This is a genomic window from Streptomyces phaeoluteigriseus, assembly GCF_001896135.2.
GTDB classification, from domain to species: domain Bacteria; phylum Actinomycetota; class Actinomycetes; order Streptomycetales; family Streptomycetaceae; genus Streptomyces; species Streptomyces phaeoluteigriseus.
This window is the reverse complement of sequence record NZ_MPOH02000022.1, coordinates 38,307-57,076: the sequence shown is the minus strand read 5'-3', so window position 1 is coordinate 57,076 and position 18,770 is coordinate 38,307. Positions and strand designations below refer to the sequence as shown.

18 protein-coding genes are annotated in these 18,770 nt (G+C 70.6%); 8 read left to right on the top strand and 10 right to left on the bottom strand.

Translation table 11 applies throughout. The features are described 5' to 3' along the window. Together BM536_RS36260 and BM536_RS45090 are read right to left on the bottom strand one after the other, a co-directional pair. Nucleotides 1-1,051 (bottom strand): sugar phosphate isomerase/epimerase family protein (locus BM536_RS36260; protein ID WP_245873960.1); only part of this gene is annotated, 1,051 nt, incomplete at its 3' end. After that, on the bottom strand, nt 1,048-1,284 hold the full coding sequence (locus BM536_RS45090; protein ID WP_425444719.1) for a UbiA prenyltransferase family protein: 237 nt from the start codon (nt 1,282-1,284) through the stop codon (nt 1,048-1,050). The genes BM536_RS36260 and BM536_RS45090, both read right to left, overlap by 4 nt. A gap of 573 nt (nt 1,285-1,857) precedes the next feature. On the opposite strand from BM536_RS45090, the gene BM536_RS36250 reads away from it, so the two are divergent. Both BM536_RS36250 and BM536_RS36245 read left to right on the top strand, forming a co-directional pair. Continuing rightward, on the top strand, nt 1,858-2,364 hold the full coding sequence (locus BM536_RS36250; RefSeq protein WP_073497567.1) for a hypothetical protein: 507 nt from the start codon (nt 1,858-1,860) through the stop codon (nt 2,362-2,364). Between the two features lie 72 nt (nt 2,365-2,436). Beyond that, nucleotides 2,437-2,838: an SMI1/KNR4 family protein gene (locus BM536_RS36245; protein WP_073497566.1), complete on the top strand. Its 402-nt coding sequence runs from the start codon at nt 2,437-2,439 to the stop codon at nt 2,836-2,838. A 142-nt stretch (nt 2,839-2,980) separates the two neighbouring features. On the opposite strand, the gene BM536_RS36240 is transcribed toward BM536_RS36245, so the two are convergent. The 3 genes from BM536_RS36240 to BM536_RS36230 all read right to left on the bottom strand — a co-directional run bounded on the left by BM536_RS36240 (nt 2,981) and on the right by BM536_RS36230 (nt 5,324). After that, complete coding sequence (locus tag BM536_RS36240) at nt 2,981-3,949, bottom strand: sensor histidine kinase (protein WP_073497564.1); 969 nt, start codon at nt 3,947-3,949, stop codon at nt 2,981-2,983. Further along, entirely contained in the window at nt 3,946-4,752 is an 807-nt protein-coding gene (locus tag BM536_RS36235) for an MEDS domain-containing protein (protein WP_073497562.1), read from the bottom strand. The genes BM536_RS36240 and BM536_RS36235 overlap by 4 nt, the downstream gene beginning before the upstream one ends. Before the next feature lie 185 nt (nt 4,753-4,937). Continuing rightward, nucleotides 4,938-5,324, bottom strand: coding sequence for an STAS domain-containing protein (locus tag BM536_RS36230; RefSeq protein WP_425444718.1), 387 nt, complete (start codon nt 5,322-5,324; stop codon nt 4,938-4,940). A 127-nt stretch (nt 5,325-5,451) separates the two neighbouring features. On the opposite strand from BM536_RS36230, the gene BM536_RS36225 reads away from it, so the two are divergent. From BM536_RS36225 to BM536_RS36215, 3 genes are all read left to right on the top strand, one after another. After that, the gene (locus BM536_RS36225; RefSeq protein ID WP_073497568.1) at nt 5,452-5,850 is read left to right on the top strand and encodes a helix-turn-helix transcriptional regulator; all 399 of its coding nucleotides are present in this window, start codon (nt 5,452-5,454) and stop codon (nt 5,848-5,850) included. Between the two features lie 153 nt (nt 5,851-6,003). Next, nucleotides 6,004-6,576, top strand: a complete 573-nt coding sequence (locus BM536_RS41965) for a hypothetical protein (protein WP_211363011.1) — start codon at nt 6,004-6,006, stop codon at nt 6,574-6,576. Nucleotides 6,577-6,709: 133 nt separating this feature from the next. Continuing rightward, nucleotides 6,710-7,423, top strand: coding sequence for an AAA family ATPase (locus BM536_RS36215; protein ID WP_073497558.1), 714 nt, complete (start codon nt 6,710-6,712; stop codon nt 7,421-7,423). 709 nt (nt 7,424-8,132) lie between these two features. Here BM536_RS36215 and BM536_RS36210 read toward each other — a convergent pair. Continuing rightward, nucleotides 8,133-9,281, bottom strand: coding sequence for a serine hydrolase domain-containing protein (locus BM536_RS36210; RefSeq protein WP_073497556.1), 1,149 nt, complete (start codon nt 9,279-9,281; stop codon nt 8,133-8,135). 261 nt (nt 9,282-9,542) lie between these two features. Continuing rightward, nucleotides 9,543-9,764 (bottom strand): SCO4225 family membrane protein, encoded by a 222-nt coding sequence (locus BM536_RS36205; protein WP_245873957.1) that lies wholly within the window; start codon nt 9,762-9,764, stop codon nt 9,543-9,545. A gap of 403 nt (nt 9,765-10,167) precedes the next feature. On the opposite strand from BM536_RS36205, the gene BM536_RS36200 reads away from it, so the two are divergent. Next, nucleotides 10,168-10,617: a DUF5707 domain-containing protein gene (locus BM536_RS36200; RefSeq protein WP_073497554.1), complete on the top strand. Its 450-nt coding sequence runs from the start codon at nt 10,168-10,170 to the stop codon at nt 10,615-10,617. A 547-nt stretch (nt 10,618-11,164) separates the two neighbouring features. Then, nucleotides 11,165-14,125: an AfsR/SARP family transcriptional regulator gene (locus BM536_RS36195; protein WP_245873956.1), complete on the top strand. Its 2,961-nt coding sequence runs from the start codon at nt 11,165-11,167 to the stop codon at nt 14,123-14,125. Between the two features lie 459 nt (nt 14,126-14,584). Here the strand turns inward: BM536_RS36195 and BM536_RS36190 are convergent, their stop codons facing one another. The 3 genes from BM536_RS36190 to BM536_RS36180 form a co-directional block, all read right to left on the bottom strand. Further along, the gene (locus BM536_RS36190; protein WP_073497552.1) at nt 14,585-15,418 is read right to left on the bottom strand and encodes an alpha/beta fold hydrolase; all 834 of its coding nucleotides are present in this window, start codon (nt 15,416-15,418) and stop codon (nt 14,585-14,587) included. Between the two features lie 140 nt (nt 15,419-15,558). Further along, complete coding sequence (locus BM536_RS36185) at nt 15,559-16,392, bottom strand: alpha/beta fold hydrolase (protein ID WP_073497550.1); 834 nt, start codon at nt 16,390-16,392, stop codon at nt 15,559-15,561. A gap of 638 nt (nt 16,393-17,030) precedes the next feature. Further along, nucleotides 17,031-17,360: a beta/gamma crystallin domain-containing protein gene (locus BM536_RS36180; protein WP_073497547.1), complete on the bottom strand. Its 330-nt coding sequence runs from the start codon at nt 17,358-17,360 to the stop codon at nt 17,031-17,033. 759 nt (nt 17,361-18,119) lie between these two features. Here BM536_RS36180 and BM536_RS36175 point away from each other — a divergent pair. Further along, complete coding sequence (locus BM536_RS36175; protein ID WP_073497544.1) at nt 18,120-18,701, top strand: sigma-70 family RNA polymerase sigma factor; 582 nt, start codon at nt 18,120-18,122, stop codon at nt 18,699-18,701. The last annotated feature ends 69 nt before the right edge of the window (nt 18,702-18,770 follow it).

Sequence of the window (18,770 nt, the reverse complement as noted above, 5' to 3'; positions counted from 1 at the left end):
GGGCGGTCGCGCGGTGGCCGAAGGCGTCCGGGGCGGTCGTGAGGCCGTCGGGTGCCTGGGCCTCGGCTCGGCGGGCGGCAGCCGCGAGGGCGGTCGCGCGGTGGCCGACACCATCCGGGGTGGTCGTGCGGCCGTCGGGGGGTGCGGGCGCTGCCGCGCGGTGGAGGAACGGGAGGGAGAGTTCGGCCTGTCGGGGTCCGGCGTGGGAGTGGCGGGGCAGTTCGACGACCGTCAGCCCCTGGTAGCCGGTGGCGCGGAGTGCGGCGAGGACGGGCGGGAAGTCGATCTCGCCGTCCCCGAAGGGGAGGTGCTCGTGGACACCACGGCGCATGTCCTCGATCTGCACATGCCGCAGCCAGGGCGCCGCGGCGCGCACGCAGTCGGCGGGAGGGAGCGGTTCGAGGCACTGACAGTGACCGATGTCGAGGGTGAGGCCGAGCGGCTCGGGGTCACCGAGGAGGAGGCGCAGGTGGTGGAAGTCGGCGAGGGTGGCGAGGAGATGACCCGGTTCGGGTTCCACGGCGAGGGGGATGCCGACGGCGGCTGCGGCCTCCAGAACGGGGGCGAGGGTCTGCGCGAGGCGCTTCCACGCCGTGTCCCGGTCGGTGCCGGGTGGCAGGGTGCCGCTGAAGAAGTGCACGGCGTGGGCACCGAGGTCGCCGGCGATCCGGACGGCACGGATCAGCAGGTCGGCACGGCGGGCCCGGTCGGCCGGGTCGGGATCCAGGAGCGACGGTCCGTGCTTGCGGCGCGGGTCGAGGACATAGCGGGCCCCGGTCTCCACCGTGACGTCCAGCCCGAGCGCGTCCAGCCGCTGCGCCACACGCCGGGTGCGGGTGGCGACGTCCGGTGCGAGCGGATCGAGATGCATGTGGTCCAGGGTCAGTCCGACGCCGTCGTAGCCGAGGTCGGCGAGGAGGGTGAGGGCGTCGTCGAGGCGGAGGTCGGCGAGACCGTTGGTGCCGTAGCCGAAGTGCAGGGGATGGGGTCGGGGGGTGCTCTGCGGGTCGCCCTCCGAGGGGACGCCGGAGGTTGGGGGCCGTGGGCTCATGTGACGCTCACCCGCTTGGCGAACCGCTGGGCGACCGGGGCGAGGGCTGCCGTGAACAGCGCTGTGGCGACGGCTCCGGAGCGGGCGGCGAGGGCGCACTGGAGGGGGATCGTGGCGCGGATGCCCGCTCCGACGGCCCGTTGGGTGAGAGGGGGTGACGGGTTGAGGGCGGCGTGGAAGTAGGGGCGGGCGACGGTCGCGGCGTAGGCGGCGGTGAGGGTCGTGGTCGTCACGGCGGCGAGGCTGGGGTGCCGTCGTGGGAGCGGTGACCGGTCGCGCGGTGGCCGGTGGTGAAGCAGCCAGGTCAGGGCGCCCGTGGTGAGCCAGGGCGGCGAGGGGGCGGGCGGGGGTGGCCGTCGCGGGTTTCGTGCCGGGAGACCGTCGTGACCGCGAGGGTGTGCGTGCTCAGGAGCGCCGCCGAGGGGAGGGCGGGCGGATACGGCTGCCGGTGGCCGCGGCGCCGAGATACCGCCCCACGCCCATGCCCCATGCCCACGGGAGCGCCGTGGAGCCGGCATGCCGGAGTGCGGATGTGCCGAGGGGACCATCCTCGGCGCATCCGCACACGGGGCACGCCGCCGTTGTCAACGGCGCACCGCCGCCTGCGGCAGCGCACGGCGCTCTGTCAACGGCACCAGTGGTCCGCGTGCCGTCGGCCGTGAAAGCGCCACCGTGCGCCACCCTTCCCCCCGGCTTCGAACATCACCCAGGATGATCAGGCGGCTGACCTGCGTATATTCACACAGTGTCCAGCTATGAGGGTGGCGTATGCCCCTGCACAAATGACGAGACCTTCAGGAGGGGACATGTGGAACACGGCGTGGATGCGCAGTGTCGAGTGGCTCGCAGCAGCCGCGATCGACCCCCGGGACTGCAAGCGGCAGTGGGACCACGGAACGGGGACCGCCCTGCTGGAAGCCGGACGTTACTGGAACGTCCTCAGCGTCCCCGAGGAGCTCGGGCTGCACGCCCTGAACGTCCTGTGGTACGACCCGCTCCGCACTCCCGGCCCCGTCCTGCGGCACAGCAAGGCCCGCCGGGTCGGCTTCTTCCTGCCCCCCGGACCCGACCAGCAATGGATCGGCGCCGGAATCCGTCACGTCGGCAAAGGCTCCTGGATCCCCGTCCCCCCGCCCTACCGCGACACCGGACACCTCGAATGGATCATCCCACCCGACGGAAGGGGCACCCTGCACTCCCCCGACCGTCTGGAAGCCGCCCTTCACACCGCCACCAGCACACTCCCCCTCCCGGAAGCCGGCCCCCACGAAGCCAGGACAGACTCGACCATCCGGTGCGGCACCATCACCTGAGCTTCCACCGGGCAGACGGCCACATCCAGTGAACGCCGATGCGGATACCGGCGGCCTTGACAGAACGGCCCCATGAGGTCGAACGACGACCAGATCGCGCGGGCCGAGCGCCGCTTCGGAGTCCGATTCCCCGAGGACTACCGACACTTCCTGGCCATGGAAGGGAGCATGGCCCGGTTCGTTCCTCCTGCGGACGACTTCCTGATGATCAATGGCGTCACGGAACTCATCGCCGTCAATGAGGCCGGCGATTTCCCGGCACGTTTCCCCGGGAGCGTTGTCATCGGCGGGGACGGAAGCCGCGAAATGCTCACCTACGACTTTCGCCAGGAACCCCCGCCTCTGGTCCTGCTCGACGTCTCCGCACAGGACTGGTCGTCCGCCATCCACCAGGCAGCTTCGTTCTCCGCACTGCTCGAGCAGTTCCCCGAAACCGGATGGAGATGGGAGGAATCCAAGGACTCGCCCTCCTGACGGGCGCCCTCACGGAATGCCGGATCGCGCGTCGGTGAGGAGCCCCGGACGGTCGCCGTACCCGCACTGGAGTCCCGGTGTCCGCGTCACCGCCGACGACGGTGGGCGCAGCGCCGCGACCTGCGCGTTCCGGCCCCGTCGGTCAACTGTGTCGGGGAACGTCGGTGTGGAGACGGACGGTGGTTCCCTGGTCCGGGGTGGAGCGGATCTCGACGAGGTCGCAGAGCTGGTGGGCGAGCCAGAGACCGCGGCCGCCGATCTGGTCGGTGGCGGGGCGCGTGCGGCCGACCATCACATCAGGGATGTAGCCGGCATCGCGGAATTCGCACAGGAACGTCGAGTCCTGGGTCCAGGTGCGCAGGGTTCCGCTCCCTCCGCCGTGCCGGATGCTGTTCGTGGCGATCTCCGTGACGGCCACGGCCAGCTTCCGAAGCCGATCCTCGGGGACACCCGCGTCCGATGCGCACTGCGAGACCTTCGAGCGGATCGCGGACAGGTCACCGTGCGTGTAGCTCAGCTCCTGGAAGGGATCGCACGGAGGGTTCAGGACCTCGAAGGGATACTCGTCGGCGGTGAGATAGCCCTCGTTGGGAACGTGATGGCCGTCGTGGCGGATCAGCGGGTGACAGCGGGACAAGGACTGAAGGGCACTCTGGTCCTCGTCGGCATCGTCGTAGGGGCACAGCATCGACCAGGCGGAGCTGCGGGCGAAGGCCCGGTTCAAGAGCCACTCGTGATATCGCAGCTCAGAAAGGTGCGCGGCGCTGCGTGCCTCGCGCCAGGCCGTCTCTCCGATGCCCCGTACCGGCCTGTCCCCGGCACCTCGCTCCTTCATCCAGGCCACCCAGGCGCCGACCAGGCGGCCGGGGTTGGATCCGAGCGTCGTGGTGTCGACGAACGTGACGTCCTGCTCGTCGGCGAGTTCGTCGCGCAGCAGTGACGCCTTGTCCGGGGGGACGGCGACGACTACGGCCTCGCCGCCTTCCAGAGCCTCGTGGATGTAGCCCAGTGTTCCGGACAGGAAGTGCGCGTCCCCCCGATAGGGGTAGAGCTCGTGGCGGAACACGGGCTGTTCCTGGCTGGACGGTTTCGAGGGCGGGTTCGCGGTCATGCGGCCATCACCACCGGCATCGCGGCGCTCGCGTAGCCGGCGAGCTCCCAGCACAGGCGCACGGTCTCGTTGGCGCCTTCAACGACGATCCGGCGGTCCGGCAGGTGGCGGGCGGCGTCGACGAGCGCGTGCATTCCAGCGGCATCGATCAGTTCCAGGGTGTCGAAGCGCAGCCTCAGGCTGGGTGAACACCGGACTGCCGCCCGCACCGCCGCGTTGAACGCCTGCGCGCACTCCGAGTCGATCACTCCGTCTACGCTCCAGCTGTCGGCGCCCGTGCTGTACATCCGGAAAGCCGGACGTTCAGCGCGTCTGCCCATCTCGTGCGGGTGCACACATGCCACGTGTTCCAGCGTAGGCGCGTCCCACTGGGAGCGCCTGAAGGCGCACACCACGATGGCATTGCTCTCCGAGGCGAACTCGTCGAGCCGAAGCTCCTGGACCACCAGTTCCTCGGTTTCGCCGGGCACCGCCGCAGGCATCCGCTCGGCCAGTACACGCACCGAGCGGTAGCCCTCCCGGGCTGCTGTACGGGCCTCCCGGCGCACCGCGCTCACGATGGTGTCGGGGTCCGTGACGCGGGGGAAATCGAGGATCACCGAGGCGGAGGGCATCGCCTCACGGGGAAGGCCGGAGGCGGCGCCGGTGGAGCCGAGCACCACGATCTTGTCTCCGTAGAGTGCGCCATCAGCCACGTAGGCGAGCACGTCCGCTGAGGGTGTGACGGTCGAGTCCGGGTGCCAGCAGACGTGGTCACCGGGCTCGACGTCGTCGAACGTGGCCAGCCCCCGAGCCGCTCTCACCTGGTTTCCTCTCCGGATCTTCCAACCGTCCTGGGATAAAGAGGGTACTGGGCCACCCAGGCCGTCGCTGAGCCGAACGGAGATCATCCCCTTCCTCCTGCCCGCGGCGCGGAGCGCGACGCCCGCAAGGGACGCGGGCGACGCCCCCCACCAGCGCTCTCGTGCGCTGCTGTACACCGGCGGACTCAGCAGGCGGCGGCGTCCTCCACCGTCATTCCTATCTTCAGGACGGTGTCCAGGCCGGTGAGCTGCAGGATCCGCTGCAGCTGGTGGGCCGGCGCGGCCACACGCAGGTCGGTGGACTGGTGGGTCAGGATCAGGAGGTTCACCAGGGTGGAGTCCGCGAACGTGATGCCGGAGGCGTCCAGGACCACCTTGCGGTGCCTGCGGGCCGCGGTGGCGAGCGCGTTCGCCAACGGTTCGATCGAGTCCATGTCGTAGGCGCCATGTGCGGCGACGACCCAGGCGCCACTCTCCGCGTGCTGCGCGAGCGGGGGCTCGTCCAGGACGTGCATGCTGCCCTCGATCCACCGCCCCGCACCCCCGTCGGCGTTGCCTGCGCGCTTTGGCACAGCGCCCTCGTCCGCACACACCATCGGGCCCTCCCGCGTCTCTCCTGCATGGGAACACGTCACCTGTTACACGAAAAGTATGTCATGTAACTGGCTTCAGGCAATGCTGGTCCCTAGAATGCTGCGCATGGTTGGCCTGCCTGAGTCGCACAACAGATGGACGTTCATCACGAACCACGCGCGTGTCCTCGCAGCCATCGCCGACAACCCGAACGTCCGCATCCGTGACATCGCCGCGCGCTGCCAGCTCACCGAGCGCGCCGTCCATCGGATCATCACCGAGCTCGAGCAGGACGGATACCTCTCCCACACCCGGGACGGGCGCAGCAACACGTACAGCATCGAGCCGGACAAGGTGCTGCGTCATCCCGCCGAAGCGGGCCTGCCCGTGGGCTCCCTGCTCTCCCTGCTCGTACAGGATGAGACCGATCGCACCAAAACCCCGGCCGCGCAGCCGCCACAGTCGGCCGCTGCACAACACCGGGCAGAAGGGGATCAGGCGCCGTCCGCGACACATCGCACCTGATCGACCGGGCCACGGGTGGGTGCGTGCGTACGAGGAGCCGACGCCGGGTGGCGTCCGCGGTGATGTGCCGTACCGGCCGTTTGTCCGACAATCTGGGACGATGTTGTCATGGAGCCGCTGCCCACTCCCTGCCCCGCTCGTCTGATTCCCGACGTGACAGGCGGCACTGCCTTCGACGACGTCTACCGGCAGGCCCAGGCGCGGCGTGTCGTGTTCGTCGCCATCGAGCGCCAGGGCCAACGGTGGACGGTCAAGGCGGACACGCTCACCGCCGGTCCGGGCCACACCGTCGACGCCCGGGTGGGCGATGCCGCCCGGGATGCGGTCAGGCGCCTGGTCCTCGACGGCGAGGTCCGCTCGGACGCCTACGTGGGTCCGGTCTACTTCGTCCTGCACGGAGTGCAGAGCGAAGCCCGGGCCCGGGAGATCGCCGCTGCCCTGCATGCGACCCTCTACGGCGACCCGGAGCCCCTGACCCGCGCGTGCTCGCCGGGCCGTAGTTTCGTCACGGCTGCATTGCGGGGCACCCATGTCATGACGGTGCACCGGCGCAGCCGCGGCCGGGAGCAGGGATCGGAACCCGGCGCCGTCAGGAGCGCTCGCGGCGGAGCAGGAGGAAGATCCCTCCGCCGAGCGCCGCTCCGCGAACCTGTGACCTGTGTTCGCCACCTGTCCGTGGACCGCATCCGTGTGCAGTGGCGTCATCTGCCGCACGACCTCCCGTGAGGGAAGCGGTGAACGGCTGCTCGCCAAGTGGCCGCGCGACGGCCTGCGCGCTCAACTCACAAGCGTGCTGCGGAGACTGACGCCGACGACGCGGCGGCACGTACGCTCGGCGGCTCCAGGCGACACTGGACGGGTGATTATCGAACGCGCGCATGTCCATCTCTCCTCGTACGACGAGGAGACCTGGCCCTGGTCGGTGCCCTGCGTCCAGCAGTTGCTCAACGAAGGGCTGCGGTTCACCGCGCCGGTGACCTTCCTGGTCGGTGAGAACGGCTCGGGGAAATCGACTTTGGTCGAGGCCCTGGCGGAGGGGTTCGGTCTGGACTCCTACGGCGGTTCGCACGACTGGCGCTACGCTTCCCCACGCGGCAAGTCGACCCTCGGCGAGCGTATGAAATTCGACGCCGCCTCGGGGCGCGGGCGCCGTATGGCCACCAGTTGGTCGGCCCGGAAAGGCTTTTTCCTGCGTGCCGAGACCGCGCTGGACGCCCTGGACAGGGAGGGGTTCTCGCCGGACCGGGTCAGCCATGGTGAGGGCTTTCTCGCGGCGTTCCGCGGGAAGTTCGTACACGCCGGACTCTACGTTCTCGACGAGCCGGAGGCGGCGCTCTCCTTCACTTCGTGCCTTGAGCTGATCGGCCACATCGACCGGTTGGCCAAGGAGGGCGGCCAGATCATCTGTGCCACGCACTCCCCGTTGCTGACCGCCCTGCCGGGCGCGGACATCATCGAGGTCGGTGAGCACGGTATGCGGCGGGTCGCCTGGCGGGAACTCGGCATTGTGGACCACTGGCGCCGCTATCTCGCCGACCCGCACGCCTATCTGCGGCACATCGTCGAATCGTAGGCGGGCCCCCAGCCGTCGCACATGGGCGACGCAGACGTACCGGCTCTCGGCGCTCGCCAACCGGCGGGCGGGCAGCTTGTCGGGCTGGCCGGGCGTCGTGCACCCCCCGTGGCCGGGTCACCCAGCCCTGGTGCCCGGCCCGGCCGCTTGCGATCCTGGTAGGCGACCGAGGATGTCCGTGCCGATGCCGTACAGGCGGCGGACAAGGTCCTCGGCCACCGCTCCCCCGTGCGGGCCGGCCCTCCGCCGTCGGTGGGGGCGCGGCCACCGAACCGTCGGCCGTCGAGTCGTCGGCCGTCGAGCGCGCGGCCCACGGATGCCCCCGCTGACAGGACACGGCGCCGTCGGGGCGGCGCCGCAACTGACCCCTTCCTGCCGGTTCCTGCAGCGCCCGCGCCTCGGTGCGGGCGACACGGGCGAGGTGGTGAACCTCGCGCACGCACCCTCACGTGCGCGACAGGTCAACTGCCTTACGCATCACTTCGACGCAAGCGGGACCGCACTCCCGCCACACCTGACCCGGCGCCGCCCCTCACGCGCTCAGCGGACGCACGCGGGAAACAACCTGCGGGTCACGGGCATTCTCCCGGTCCGGCCGCGGGCCCCCGGCGGCGAACGCCGGTCCGCCCCTGGACGGATGAGGCCGGCACGGTCCTCACGACCCGCCCTCCCGTCCTCCCGAGTCGGACGGGCCTTCGAGGGGGCGGTTTCAGCTCGTGGCCCCGAGCGCTTCATAGACGTGCCGGATGTAGCTGTGCGTGCGCTCCGAGCCGAGCATCCCCTCGCCCAGCCGGTTCATCGTGTAGGCGAACGTGATCCGCCGATCGAGGTCCATCATGACGATCGAACCGCCCCAGCCCACCCAGAAGCAGATCGTTCCGGTGGGCATGTGCGGCATCGTCCTGGGGTCGGCGAGCGCGTATCCGACACCCCAGCGCACGGGAACGCCCAGGAACAGGTCTGTCCCGTCGGCCTGTACGTCGAAGATCTTGTCCACGGTGCCCGGAGACAGCAGCCGCAAGCCGTTCGCCTCACCGCGTCGTGAGATCACGGAGAGGGCGCGCGCCATGCCTCGTGCGTTGCCGTGTCCGTTGACGGCTGGGAGTTCGGCGCGGCGCCATTGCGGGGTGTCGACGTGCTCGTCCCGGGCGGGGCTTCCGAGCAGCGTCCTGGTGAAGACCGCCTCGGGTTCGAGACCGGCCGGCACTCCGGAGAGCTGCGACGGCGACACCAGTGGGGCGATACGTGACCAGTCGGCTTCCCGCGCGCCGATCTGGACGTCTGCCTCCAGCGGCTTGGCGATCTCGGCGTCGACGAACTCGGTCAGGGTGCGGCCACTGACCCGCCGGACGAGTTCTCCCACGAGCTGTCCCTGGGTCTGCATGTGGTAGCCCGACGCGCTCCCCGGCTCCCACCAGGGCGCCTGTGCGGCCAGTCGGGCGCTCGCCGTCGGCCAGTCGTACAGGTCGTCCATGGTGAAGGGGAGCTGCCAGCCGGAGAGTCCCGAGGTGTGGGCCAGGACGTGGCGCACCTCGATGTCCTGCTTGCCCTGGGCGGCGAATTCGGGCCAGTAGTGGGCGACCGGACGGTGGAGGTCCAGCGCTCCCCGGTCGACGAGGACGAGGGCGGCCAGACTGCTGAGTGTCTTGGTGGTCGACCACAGGTTGACCACGGTGTCCTGGCGCCATGGAAGGGTTCGCGCCGCGTCGGTGTGTCCGCCCCACAGGTCGACTTCCATGACACCGTCGACGTCGACGGCGATCGACGCTCCCAGTTCCTCGCCGGATTCAAGGTGCGTTGCCAGTGCTGTTCGGACCGGTTCGAACCGGGCAGTGCTAATTCCTTCGACGGTGACCATGGCTTTCCCCACTGTGGACGGCATCGTTCGCTCACTCAACGGGACGACCGGCACCTTGGTTCACCATCGCGGCAGCTCAAAGGGCCGCTTGAGAGGGCTGACCCCCCTGCGCCGGGTCACCGTGATCATTTGTGCGGTCCGGTCGGCCCGCGTCGCGCGCCGACCGGAAGGGGCGCATGGCCAACACTCTCTTCCCGGGCGGTCCGGCCCTGGCCGCTCGTGGAGGCGGCCGAGTGACCGGCTGTCCGGTGTGACCGGGGCTCAGGAGGCCGGGTCAGGGCGGCCGCCGTGACGCAGGGCACGGACGCACCAGCCGATGATCGCGGCGTTGACCAGTGCCGCGAGGACAGGGACGGCGGTGAACATCGCGACGGCACCCGGCAGTACGAGCAGCACGAGGCTGGTCGGGGCGGTGGCGAGCGGCGGCGAGATGATCGCCGTGGATTCCCCGAGTCGTCGGCGACGCTCACCAGGATCGCCCACACGAACAGGGCGGCACAGAGAGCGAGGTAGACGACCGCGCTCGCGCGGACCGGCATGACGGGGGTCAGCCGGTCGTCGGTTCGCCTCCCGCCGAGCCAAGGCCATGGCCGCACGTGAGCGGCTCGGCTCCGGGTGGGGGCAGACGCGGTTCTCTTCCCTGGGGTGCACAGGCGGCAGTACCTGGCGGGCGGATGCCCGCGGACGTTCTCCACCTCTGGTTAGACCTAGCAATCATCCGGCCGCCCGAGGACCGCGCCGTACCCCGGCCATAGTCTCGAACACATCGGGAAAGCGACCGGCCAACGTTTCGACCAGCGGTTCTTCGGTTCCGGGCCGTGCTTCGCCCTCCCGCTCCAGTCCGCAGGCGCACCACGCCTGCCCACAAGAATCCGGGGGATCTCCCATGTCCAAGCGTGTTGTCGTCTCGTCGCTCATCGGTGTCGCCGTACTCGGCGCAGTGGCCGCCGGTGGTCTCGCCATGGCATCGAGCGCCACGGAGCCGACCCTGGAGAACGGCTCGGCCCGCTACGTCGCGCCGTCCGACGGCAGCGCCGGTTCGCTCACCTTCACCGCGGACGTGCGGGACGACTCGGGCGTGCGGGGCCTCAAGGTCGTCGCGTGGCCCGCGAGTTCGAAGCTCGACCCGACCGAGGAGGAACTGCGGCACACCGAGGACGCCACCTGCCGCAGCACCTCGGACGACACCTCCCGGTGCACCTACACACTGAAGGTCACGAAGAAGGAGGCGGCCGAACTGGACCAGGGCACCTGGTACGTCTCGGCGCTGGCGACGGCCGAGGACGGAGACACGGTGTTCCTTCCCCACGCCGCCACCTTCGACGTCGAGGGATGACCCACCCCTGCTGCCCGGGCACCTCCAGGGTGCCCGGGCAGCAGCGCGGTGACGGCGAAACCAAGGAGCCCGGAGCCCGGAGCCCTTCAGGCATCGGAACCGAGGGGCGCTCCACAAGTCCCAGGATCGAGGACCCCCTCTATGCAGTCGACAACCCAGCCAGGTTCAGGGAGGGCGGGGTACGAGCCCGGTCACGACGGCGTACGCCCGGGCGGGACGCGCGAAGAAGACGCTCGGATCGGATGTGCCGGGCCGAGACGGGGGCGTGGCCGGGTCCCCGCCGGGACGCCGGGTCGCCGGAGGGTCTTCGACGCCGATGTGCGACGTGACCGGCTTCCCTCCGGCGCGCACTCGGCCCTGGCGGTCAGTGTGGTCGCGACCTCAGCGGCCAACCAGGGTGGGCACGTCCCTGGCCACCCGGTGCATGCCCTGCGCACCGGCCTCGAACGGGTCCACGCCGGACAGCGGCCGGAGCGGGTGTGCGCGCCGGCAGGCCGTGTGTGTGCGGGTGATAGGACTGTTGTGCGAGATGGTGGGGGAAGTGGTGATGGCTGTGCAGCATGAGTTCGACTTCAGGATGTTGGGTCCGCTGGTGGTGCGGCGGGCGGGCGCGGTGCTGGATCCGGGGCGGCGCAAGCAGCGGCTGCTGTTGGTCCGGCTGCTGCTCGCCGACGGACGGGCGGTCGCTGCCCAGACGCTGTGCGAGGAGCTGTGGTCGGAGCAGCCGGGGCGGGCACCGGGCGGGGCGATGGCCTCCCTGCACGCCCACGTCAGCAAGGTCCGCGCGGTCCTGGAGCCCCCGCACCTACGCGGGCGCGGGACGTTCGAGGTACTGGTGACGAAGCCCGGTGGCTATGCCCTGCGCGTCCCGTCCGAGTGCCGGGACACCGTGCGCTTCGAGCGGGCCGTGGCCCTGGCGCAGCGGCTGCTGGAGCAGGGGCGCCCCTCGGACGTGGTGCGGGAGGCAGAGCGGGCCCTGGGCATGTGGCGCGGTGCCGCGCTCGCCGACGCCGCGCACCACCTGTTCGCCGCCCACGAAGCCGCACGCTTGGAGGAACTGCGCCAGACCACCAGGGAGATCCGCGCCACCGCCATGCTGCTGGACGGACGGATACCGCAAGCCGTGGCAGCGGCGCAGGAACTGACGGCGCAACATCCGCTGCGGGAGACCGGCTGGGCCCTGCTGCTGCACGCCCTGTACCTGGCCGGCCGGCACCCCGAGGCACTGGAGCGCTACGCGGATCTGCGTCGGCACCTCGCCGACGAACTCGGCCTCGAACCCAGCCCTCGTCTGCACGCCCTGCACGAGGGCATCCTGCGCCACGACCTGCCGCCCCTGCCCCTGCCGGGCAAGGCCATGGCGGCGGGCCCGGCGGCCGACACCGGGGACAGCCCTGATCCGAGCCGACCGGCGGGGGCCGAGGCAGGAGAAGACCAACCCGAGGTGACGGAGGCTCCAGACGGAACCGCACCGCTCGGCACACATCCTGCCGTCGCGGTCCCCGGTGCCACGTCCTGCGAGCCGACCGCCGACGTGACGCGGTCCGGCACGCCCGCCGGCTCGGTGGACCCGTCCGATGCGCACGACGACCCGGCTGCGGGCGGTGCCATGAGCGGGTCGCCACGGGTGGCGCGCCCGGCGCAGCTGCCGGGCGATCTGGCGGTGTTCGCGGGGAGGGCGGCCGAAGGTGCGTGGCTGTCCGCCGCGCGTGGTGCGCCCGGTGGGCCGGGACCGGCCGGTGCTCCCGTCGTCGTCATCTGCGGCGCTCCCGGTGTCGGTAAGACCACCTTCGCCGTCCACCACGCCCACCACATCGCGTCGGCCTTCCCCGACGGACAGCTCTTCGTCAATCTGTGCGGATTCCACCCGCACGCACCCGCCGTGGAACCCGGCGACGCCCTGCACGGCTTCCTCACCGCTCTCGGCGTCCCGGCGCCGCACATCCCCGAGGACACCACCGCCCGCAGCACGCTGTTCCGCAGCCTCCTGGCCGACCGACGCGTCCTGGTCGTCCTGGACAACGCCCGCGACGAACAACAGGTCCGTCCCCTGCTGCCCGCGGGCACCGGCTGTCTGACCCTGGTCACCAGCCGCAACCAGCTCCCGGGCCTGATCGCGACGGACGCGGCCAGGCCGCTCTCCCTCCCGCTGCCCTCACGGTCCGAGGCCCACGAGACGCTGGCGCGGCGGCTGGGACCGGAGCGCCTGGCAGCCGAGCCCGCCGCCGCGGCCGAGATCATCCGGCTGTGCGGACGGCTGCCCCTGGCACTCGCCGTGGTCGCAGCCCGCGCCGAACTCGAACCCGCCTTCCCCCTCCGAGCCCTCGCCGACGACCTGCGCGATGCCCACGGCGGCCTCGACGCGTTCACCGGCTTCGACACCGCCACCGACGTCCGGACCGTGTTCTCCTGGTCCTACCGGTCCCTGGACGAGCCCGCCGCCCGCCTCTTCCGACTCCTCGCCCTCCACCCCGGGCCCCACATCACCGCCCCGGCCGCCGCCGGCCTCGCCGGACTCCCCCTCCCCCGAACTCGCCGCCTGCTCGCCCGGCTGACCCGCTCCTGCCTCGTCGAACAGCCCCTGCCCGGCCGGTTCACCCTTCACGACCTGCTGCGCGTCTACGCCACCGAACTCACCCAGACCCACGACGACGCCGACGAACGCCACCGGGCCACCCTCCGGGTCCTGGACCACTACATGTTCACGGCCTACGAAGCCAACCGGCTGTTCAGGCAGGACTCACTGCCCCAACTCGACCTCGGCTCCCCGAACCCGGGCGTCACCCCGGAAGACCTCACCACCGCGGAGCAGGCCGACCGGTGGCTCACCGCCGAACACCGCGTACTGTCCGCCCTGCTGCACACCGCCGTCAGCCAGGAGCTGGACCGCCACGTCACCGGACTGGCCTGGTCGCTGAAGGAACACCTGAACCGCCAGGAATACTGGCCGGAGGCCATCGCCGCACTGGCTCCCGCCCTGGAAGTGGCCCGACGCCGGGGTGATCGCCTCGAGGAAGGCCGCTGCCTGCGGCACATCGGCAGCATCCACGGCTACCTCGGTCACCAGGAACAGGCCCTGCGTCACCTGCGGCACGCCACCACGCTTCTCGAAGAACTCGACGCGGTCGCCGAACAGGCCCGCGCCCACTACGGCACGGCGTGTGCGCTGTACCTGTTCGGCCGGATCCCGGAGGCCGTGGCGTCCTCCGAGCGAGGGCTCGCGCTGTCCCGGGCGACAGGGGACGAGCTGTGGACGGCCGAGTGCCTCAACGAACTCGCCTGGTTCTACGCCAACCTGGGGCAGCTCGAGAAGAGCCTCGTCCACAGCGAGGAGGCCCTCGCCCTGTTCGCGGGTCTGGACGCCCCGTGGCAGCAGGCACAGAGCTGGGACTGCCTGGGCTACACCCTCCGTATGCTCGGCCGGTACGAGGAGTCGGTGGCCACCTACCGGCGGGCGATGGAGCGTTCGAGGAACTGGGGGACCACAGGAACGCCGTCGGCGCGCTGATGCGCCTGGGCGACACCCGCCTGGCCATGGGCGACCGGGAGGCTGCCCGATCGCACTGGGTCCGCGCGCTCGGCAGCGCCGAGCAACGGGCGCTGTCCTACAGCGCCCAGGAGGTCCGGGACCGGCTCGCTGCCCTGGACACGGATGCGGACCCGACGCCCACCGCGCCGGAGCGGGCCGTCGGCAGCCATCGGCTCCCGTCTCCGACGAGTGGTGATCCGGCGCGCGGGCTCCCTGCCCCGACGCGGGGTTAGCGCGTCCTTGGGCCCCGCGTGAGTCAGCGGCCTGGCAGGTCCGCCGGCGACCCTCCCCGCCTTCTCCCCCTGCCTGACATGCATGCCGGGCAGCATCGGCGGGCCCGTCCGGCGGCCGGCCGCGCACTCACCGCAGAGGTGCGGGCGACGGCCGTGCCGGGCCCGCCGCATCCGGCACCGGCGGAAGCCGACCGGCCGCCGCCCATCACTTGGCCAGGAAGGCCAGCAGGGCGTCGGTGACCTCCTGGGCGTGGGTCCACAGCAGGCCGTGCGGGGCGCCCTCCACGACGACGTACTCGGCCTGCGGGAGCGCCCGGCGGAACGGCTCGGCGGTGGCCTCGATCGGCAGGATGCGGTCGGCGGTGCCGTGCAGGATCAGCGTGGGTACGTCGATCTTGGGAAGGTCGGCACGGAAGTCGGTGGTCCAGGTCGCCACGCAGGCCAGGGACGCGTACCAGGAGGCACCGGCGGCCACGTTCCAGCTGTTGCGGACGGCCTCCTCGCTGATGCGGGTGCCGAGGTTCTCGTCCAGGTTGTAGAAGTCCTGGTAGAACGAGGTGAAGTAGGCGTAGCGGTCGGCGGTGACGGCCTGCTCGATGCCCTCGAAGATGCCGCCGTCGACGCCTTCGGCGTTGTCGTCGGTCTTGAGCAGGAACGGCTCCAGGGAGGCCAGGAAGGCGGCCTTGGCTATCCGGGCGGAGCCGTAGCTGCCCAGGTAACGGCCGACTTCGCCGGTCCCCATGGAGAACCCGACGAGGACGGCTTCGCGCAGATCCAGGGTCTCCAGGACCGTGTTCAGGTCGGCGGCGAAGGTGTCGTAGTCGTAGCCGGTGGTGGGCTGGCTGGAGCGGCCGAAGCCGCGCCGGTCGTAGGTGATGACGCGGTAGCCGGCCTGGAGGAGGGCGGCGGACTGCTTCTCCCACGAGTGTCCGTCGAGCGGGTAGCCGTGGATGAGCACGACCGGCTGGCCGCTGCCGTGGTCCTCGTAGTAGAGGTCGATGGAAGCGGAGTTCTCCTGGCCTACGGTGATGAACGCCATGGTGGTTGCTGCCTTTCGGTGGCTGTATCTGATGGTGACGGTGGTGATCTGACGGTGACACTGGTGGCCGACGCCCACCTCACTGGATACGTGAGATGGCGAGGCGGTGACGGCGGCGAGGCGGACTGTGGGTCGCTTGGTCAGCGAACCGTCCGGGCCGCCCTCTCCACGATGCGGGTCACGGCATCGGGGTGCGAGACGGACACCGCGTGTGACGCGTCGACCTCGGTGGTGCGGGCGTGGGCCCGCTGCGACATGAAACGCTGTGCGGCAACCGGGATGTTGAGGTCCTCGGTGGTGACCAGCGACCAGGAGGGGATCGTCTTCCAGGCGGCCCGGGTGGACTCCTCCTCCAGCGCGGCCGCGGCGATCGGACGCTGCACGGCGGCCATGAGCCGCGCCTTGTCCGTCGGCACGTCCGCGGCGAACTGCTGAGGGAACTTGTCCGGCTTGATGTAGACGTCGGCACCCCGGCTGCCGTCCGGCAGAGCGTAGTTCACCGGTTCGATCGCCTGACCGAGGGTGCTGCCGGGGAACTTGTTCGTCAGCCCCAGCGAACTCTCCCCTGTCTCGGGCAGGAACGCCGCGATGTAGACGAGCGCCTTGACCTTGTCCTCAAGGCCGTGGGCGGCCTGGCTGATGACGGTGCCGCCGTAGGAGTGGCCCACCAGGACCACGGGCCCGTCGATGTTGTCGATGACGCTGCGCAGGTAGGCGGCATCCGTGGCGGGGCCGCGCAGCGGGTTGGCGGCGGCCACCACCGGGTGGCCGGCGCGCTGCAGCCGCTTGACGACGCCGTCCCAGCTGGAGGCGTCGGCGAACGCCCCGTGCTCCAGCACGATCGTCGGCCGCTCCTGGTGGCGGGGCGCGGCGTCGGCCGCACCGGGAAGGGTGATGGCCATGACGGACAGGCCGACGGCCGCGGTGGCACCGAGCAGGGCCGGTCGGCGGCTCGGGCGGGAGATGCGCATCATCAACGTCGCTTTCTTCTGTGGGTGTTGATCGTTGATCCTGGTCAGGGAGGGCCGGCGAAACGGGCGCGGTCCCACCGAGAAGTACGGCAGGCCGTGCAATTGCGCGCGTGGGGATCGCTTCGACCTCATGTCGCCTCGCGCGTGGGCCGGGCCACGTGTCGCTGTTGACGCCCGAGGGGGCAGGACACCGCTTGTTGCCCGGCAGCCGTGGTGACGGTGCCTTCTTCATGTCGAACGTTCGAAAGTCAGGTCCGGTTCAACCGTGTTGTCATCACGGCGTCGCGCACGACATCCGCGCGGGCGCCGAAGGCGATCGCCTCCGAGTCGGCTTGCTGGGACAGTGGCCGCGGATCCATATCCGTTCCTCGCTCGGTGAACGGCTGTGTCCGGGACGTCTCGTCCGATCGCCGAGGCCGACGAGGCCGACGAGGCCGACGAGGCACTGCTACCCGGCACCGGAACCGACTCCGGCACGCGGAGGCGTCGTATCCCGGGGTGGCGAATGAAGTCACGGGCGACGAACGCGACTTCGCGGGTGCGGGTGCTGCCGCTGGGCGCATGGTTGACGGCGGCACCTGCGCCCGTGCACCGGGCTGGACGGCCCCGGCACACGGGTCGTTCGTTCCGGACGCGACGGGTCAGCGGATCTGCAGGATGTAGAGCGTCGCGTTGAGACCTTCGACGTCCACGATGCTCGACCACTTGGACATGGTCTTCACATGGTCGCCCAGCAGGACCTCGATGTTGTTGTTGCCCGAGGTGATTCTGTGGACGTTCGGAAGCTGGGGGGCGATGACACCCGCGTTGGCGTAGCACGCGGTCTGGCCGCCGTTGTACTCGACCTTGACGAAGTCCGTCCGGTCGCCGCAGCCGGTCTGATTGATGGCGGCGGCCGGGAGGGCTGGCACGAGAGCCGTCATGGCTCCCGCCGCCACGACGAGCGCGATACGCGAGATGGAGCGCTTCATTGGTGGAGCTTTCCTTCCATAGTGGTGCGGCGCTGCGGAGCAGCACGGTTGCGACCGGCATCCCCTTCGCTCTTCGCACAGCGGGGCAGCCGGATGGTGCACGGAGTGAACGGGGTGGGCGACTCGGTCCGTGGCCGGCCGTCGCGCGCCGAGGCACGGAGACGGCTGGACGAAACGTCGTCTCCGGCCCCGTCGACCGGACGCATGTGCGTCCGGTCGGTTCAACGCGGCGCGACGGTCTCCGGTTCACCATGCGCTCGGCCTTTTCGACACGGCCTGGACGCACAGGGCGCTGGTAGGTGGAATGCCCTGGGCCTCGGCGTTCCGCCGGCGACAGCATCTGGTCGGGCACCGGCACGTCGGACACTGGCACGTCGGGCACTGGCACGTCGGCTGCCTCCGGATCGGCCGGTGCCCTCTCCTCCGGCCGGTCGTGCAGCGCCTGCCGGTCGCCGCCCGTCGGTCGGGACACGGCCCGGATCGGAGAACGCCCCACCGTCACCTCGTACGAACGCGACGGTGGCGAATTCCCGTGCCTGCACGAGGACGCCCGGCGCCCGGAGCAGAGAAGTTCACCCGAACACAAGCACCACAACGACACGACAAGGGCGGCGACAAGGGCGGCGACAAGAAGCACCGGACCGGCACGACAAGAAGACGACAAGGTTTGGCCAAGGCACTCCGAACAGTGTTGGCCCCACGCTCCCGCCCGTGTGGGAGACATGCCACAGAACACTTGAACAGGATTGAGCGCCACCTATGAACGGGACCTTGGACGCGAGGGTCGCCACCCCCGGTGAAGCCCGGGTACGTGCCCGGCACGCCGCGTCGGACGCCGACTGCGACGCCTTCATCGAAGACCTCTACGACCAGTACGGGCCCTTGCTCGTCCGGTACGCCGCGCGACTGCTGGACGGCGACTGGCACAAGGCGGAGGACATGCTCCAGGAAGCGGCGGCCCGTGCCTGGAAACACGCCCGGTTCCTGGGGACTCGCGGCGAGCACGTCCGGCCGTGGCTGTTCACCGTGGTCAGGAACCTGGTCATCGACCACCACAGGGCCCGCCGGATCCGTCCCCTGGAGCTGATGCCGGCCGAGGAACTGGACGCCGTCTGGGACGGCACGGACTCCACCCTCACTTCCCACGTCGTGCTGGAAGCGCTGCGGGAGCTGAACGAGCAGCAGCGGACCGTCATCCAGCTCATGTACTACCTGGAATGCAGCGTGGCCCAGGCGGCCGAGTACCTCGGCATCCCGCCCGGCACCGTCAAGAGCCGCGCCTTCTACGCCATGCGGGCCCTGCGCAAAGCACTGGAGACACGAGGCGTACTCGGCGCCTAGGCACGACGCGCCCGGACCTCAGAGCGTCGCAGGCCGACCCAACCCACCCCCCTCCCCCCGTTCCCCCAC